The sequence below is a fragment of the Okeania sp. SIO2F4 genome (assembly GCF_010672385.1).
GTDB lineage: Bacteria > Cyanobacteriota > Cyanobacteriia > Cyanobacteriales > Microcoleaceae > Trichodesmium.
Window position 1 is genome coordinate 1 of the sequence record NZ_JAAHGT010000876.1, and the last position, 4,126, is coordinate 4,126.

The 4,126-nt window shown below is 38.5% G+C and carries 5 protein-coding genes; 4 read left to right on the forward strand and 1 reads right to left on the reverse strand.

Annotated elements, in window-relative coordinates; all coding sequences use genetic code 11:
- The 3 genes from F6K22_RS34255 to F6K22_RS34265 form a co-directional block, all read left to right on the forward strand.
- Positions 1 to 327, forward strand: a 327-nt coding sequence (locus F6K22_RS34255) for a type II toxin-antitoxin system PemK/MazF family toxin (protein WP_293108692.1), incomplete at its 5' end; no start/stop codon positions are given.
- Between the two features lie 270 nt (positions 328 to 597).
- The gene (locus F6K22_RS34260; RefSeq protein WP_293108695.1) at positions 598 to 1,023 is read left to right on the forward strand and encodes a hypothetical protein; all 426 of its coding nucleotides are present in this window, start codon (positions 598 to 600) and stop codon (positions 1,021 to 1,023) included.
- 273 nt (positions 1,024 to 1,296) lie between these two features.
- The gene (locus tag F6K22_RS34265) at positions 1,297 to 1,782 is read left to right on the forward strand and encodes a DUF1269 domain-containing protein (protein ID WP_293108699.1); all 486 of its coding nucleotides are present in this window, start codon (positions 1,297 to 1,299) and stop codon (positions 1,780 to 1,782) included.
- Between the two features lie 93 nt (positions 1,783 to 1,875).
- Here the strand turns inward: F6K22_RS34265 and gnd are convergent, their stop codons facing one another.
- Positions 1,876 to 3,297, reverse strand: a complete 1,422-nt coding sequence (gnd, locus tag F6K22_RS34270) for a decarboxylating NADP(+)-dependent phosphogluconate dehydrogenase (protein WP_293108702.1) — start codon at positions 3,295 to 3,297, stop codon at positions 1,876 to 1,878.
- Between the two features lie 301 nt (positions 3,298 to 3,598).
- On the opposite strand from gnd, the gene F6K22_RS34275 reads away from it, so the two are divergent.
- On the forward strand, positions 3,599 to 4,033 hold the full coding sequence (locus F6K22_RS34275; protein WP_293108705.1) for a hypothetical protein: 435 nt from the start codon (positions 3,599 to 3,601) through the stop codon (positions 4,031 to 4,033).
- Positions 4,034 to 4,126: the final 93 nt, after the last annotated feature.

Consider the following 4,126-nt stretch of genomic DNA (forward strand, 5'->3'; position numbering starts at 1 on the left):
TCTGTGGTAATGTATAGAGGAGAGATTTGGTTGGCAACACTTCCTCAACCTCTGGGTTCAGAACCAGGTTATCGCAGACCAGTATTAATCGTTCAAAATGACAGTTTTAATCGTAGCTTGATTCAAACTGTAATTGTGGTGCTTATCACTTCCAATCTAGAATTAGGTGAAGACCCGGAAATGTTTTGCTGCCAAAAAAAGCAACTGGACTACCGCGAGATAGTGATAACTCTGGATAAGTTGTTTTTAGAACAACGAGTTAGTTCTTTGTCGGAGGAGTTGCAGGAGAATGTTAATGAAGGTCTGCGTCTAGTTATGTATCTTTAGAGTAATGTGGGGCGATCGCTGATGTAGGTTGGGTTGTTCGCGTTAACGTTGCGTTCGCGTTAGCGTTGCGAAGCAAAGCATGGAACGTAGCTTGCTTCCCGCAGGGTAACCCAACATAATTTCTAGTTTAGGTCTTTGTTGGGTTGTGCTGTGGCTTAACCCAACCTACAATTTCACGGCTACAGAGAATCATAAAAAAAGGCAAGAGAGACTTTGCCACTCTTGCCTAACTTTGAATTTCAGGGTTTTTTGGGTTTATATTAGGAAAAAGTGCCCCACAATCACCACCATCACTACCATCGCCACTATCGCCACCAAGATTTGCTAGTGCAGAACCCTTTATGGTTAAAAAGTGTGGCAAGTCAAATTCAAGAGTTGCAAGAAAATTTGATTGAGTTATTGCCCGATGATACTATTTTATTACCAGAAGATTTGAAAGATATTTTGCAGGAGCAGTTCAAACGCCTATCGGAAACGGAAAAACAAACCCTCTCACTCTTGGCAACAAAAAATCAACCTATTAGTCTGGCGCAACTGTTAGAAACTGCACAAATACAACTATCCAATTTACTCAAAACACTACAATCTCTGTGTAGGCATTGTTTCATTGAAAAACAAGGAAATCTTTACAGTGTGCCACCTGTACTCACAGGGCAGATGAATTTTTTGTTTTTTTCTTCAACCATTGTGCAATAGTTTTATTAATTTAGTTATTATTACAAATAATTAAAATTATATTTCTTTAGCAAAGCACATTCAATGAATTAATACAACTCTCTCTTTACAATTGTTCAAATAATGGCTTTGAGTAAGCTCAGAATAAGTTAAAATTTTTCCTAACTAAATCTATATAACAATTGAGGTTTGAGGCTGAAAAAAATATAGTTTTTGTTCTGGGTGATGATTCCTGGTAAAATCTTCTATAGTCAAAGATAAAAGTTCCGTTTCTGCTCTATAAGGAGAATTTCAATGGCAACTCTGAGAGTTTTAAAGTTCCCAACTGCAGACGGTGCAGATCAAATGATTAGTATTTTGAGTGACCTACAAAAACAAGAACTAATCAAAATTCAAGATGCAGCAATTGTGAGTTGGACAGAAGGAAAGAAAAAACCTAAAACCCGTCAACTATATGATCTTAAAGCTCTAGGTGCTCTGGATGGTGCTTTTTGGGGGATGCTATTTGGTATTATTTTCTTTGTACCAATTTTTGGAATGGCGATCGGCGCAGCATTAGGAGCCTTAAGTGCTTCTTTTACAGATATCGGCATCAATGATGATTTCATTAAAGATGTCCGTACAAAAGTAACTGAGGGAACTTCTGCCTTATTTTTGTTAAGCACAGATGCAGTTGTAGATCGGGTAGCAGAAGCGATTGAAGAGCTAAATTTTGAAATTGTAGCAACCAATCTGCCAAAAGAGCAGGAAGAAAAATTGCGTGAAATGTTTGTTCACTAAATATGCCTCTAATACCTAATATCAAATATATCGCAAACGGCGATCGCCTCTATTTAACCAAAGAGCGATCGCCTAATTTGGGAACAGAAAGAATTACTTAGTAGGCCACTCAGTATGGAAGAATTCACCACGAGGCTTATCAATACGCTCGTAAGTGTGAGCGCCGAAATAATCCCGTTGAGCTTGAGTCAAGTTTTGAGGTAAAGTTCCCCGACGATAACTATCGAAATAATCTAGAGAAGCACTAAAGGCAGGAACAGGTAATCCTAACTGACCAGCTAGACCAACAACTTCCCGCCAAGCATCCTGGCGATCGAGAATAGTCTGCTTAAACTCTGGAGCTAACAATAAATTAGGTAGACTAGGATTTTCATCAAAAGCCTTCTTAATCTTATTCAAAAATCCAGCTCTAATAATACAACCACCTTTCCAAATTCGTGCCGACTCACCCAAATTCAGATTGTAATTAAATTCCTTGGATGCAGCAGCCAACAATGCCATACCTTGAGCATAAGAACAAATCTTAGAACAATACAAAGCATCCCGCACCTTATTAATCATAGCTTGGGCATCGCCTTCATACTTACCAGCAGGACCAGTCAATTCCTTAGCAGCAGCTACACGCTCATCTTTAATACCAGACATAATCCGAGCATTAACAGCAGCAGTAATAGTTGGAACAGCAACACCCAACTCTAAAGCATTAATTACCGTCCATCTACCTGTACCTTTTTGTCCAGCAGAATCAACAATCATGTCAACTAAATGATTGCTAGTTTCAGTGTCTTTCTTAGTAAAGATATCCGCTGTAATTTCAATTAAGAAGGATTCCAACTCTGGAGTTTTGTTCCACTCAGCAAAAATCTCATGGAGTTGTTCGTTGCTAATTCCTACAGCATTTTTCAACAAATCGTATGCTTCAGCAATTAACTGCATATCGCCATACTCAATCCCGTTGTGTACCATTTTCACGTAGTGACCGGCACCTCCAGGACCGATATAGGTAACACAAGGACCATCATCAACTTGAGCAGCTATTTTAGTTAAAATAGGTTCTAACTCTTTGTAGGAAGCTTCGGTACCACCAGGCATTAAACTAGGTCCCCATAAGGCACCTTCTTCACCACCACTAACTCCCATCCCCATGAAACCTAATCCAGTAGATTCTAAATCTCTAGTGCGACGTTCTGTATCTTCGTAGAGGGAGTTACCACCGTCGATGATCATGTCATCTTTGTCTAAGAGGGGTTTAAGTTGTTCGATAACTTTATCAACTGGTCCTCCTGCTTTTACCATGACCAGGATTCTACGGGGTCTTTCTAGGGATTGAACAAAATCTTCTAAAGTATAAGCAGCGTGTACGTTTTTCCCTTGTGCGCGCTCTGCCATAAATTTTTCTGTTTTATCGCCACTGCGATTGTATACAGAGATAGGGAACCCGTTACGTTCTACGTTGAGGGCTAGGTTTTCTCCCATTACAGCTAGACCTATAACACCAAATTTTTGCTGTCCCATAATAATTTTTACTTCCCTGACTTTTTCTCTAATTTAAGTTACCGTTCTTAGATTACAGGTCTTTTTTTTTGACGGTTTCCAGTAAAGGTTTTTTTTAATATTTCAAGTATAGGCTGATACAAATAAATTAATATTTAAGGGAGGGTAAAAATTCTGTATCAATAAATTCAGAACTATTCTTGATTTTAGTAATCTCAAGTCTAATTCTAGATGTAGAATATGAATAAATTATGATATTCTACTGTAGATTACAGATTAATTTAATCATTGCAATAGTTTTTATAGTTCAAAGGGGTAATTTATGGATGAATTAAAGTATCTTGCTAATTGGGTAAAAGAGCAGCACGCTCAAGAATATATTTTGACTTGGTTGTTGAATCAGCCTGGGCTTTGGTGGTCTGATGGAGAAGCATATCAAGCAGCTTTACAGAAGTCTGGAAAGTTGCTGAAGGAGTATGTTAAAAAAAATCAAACTGGGGATTTATTCCAAGGTATTGCAGAAAAAATTATAGATGATGAAAGTTGGGATGAAGTGGCTGAGTCTCTGACAAGAATTATTTCCGTTTATCAAGATGAGTTGGTAAAATTGCAGGATTATAGTCGGCGCAAAAATAGCAAAAAGATTTTAAAAAAAAGTCTGAATAGTGAAGATTTATCTGTTGAAGATAATGAAGAAATGGAAATACAACAGGCTCTGCCAGACCCATTTACTGATGCTTTGACAGGAGAGGAATAGGGAGAGGGGGAAGTGTGGGAAGTGTGGGGAGAGGGGGAAATAAATGTGGGAAGTGTGGGGAGAGGGGGAAGTGTGGGAAGTGTGGGGAGAGGA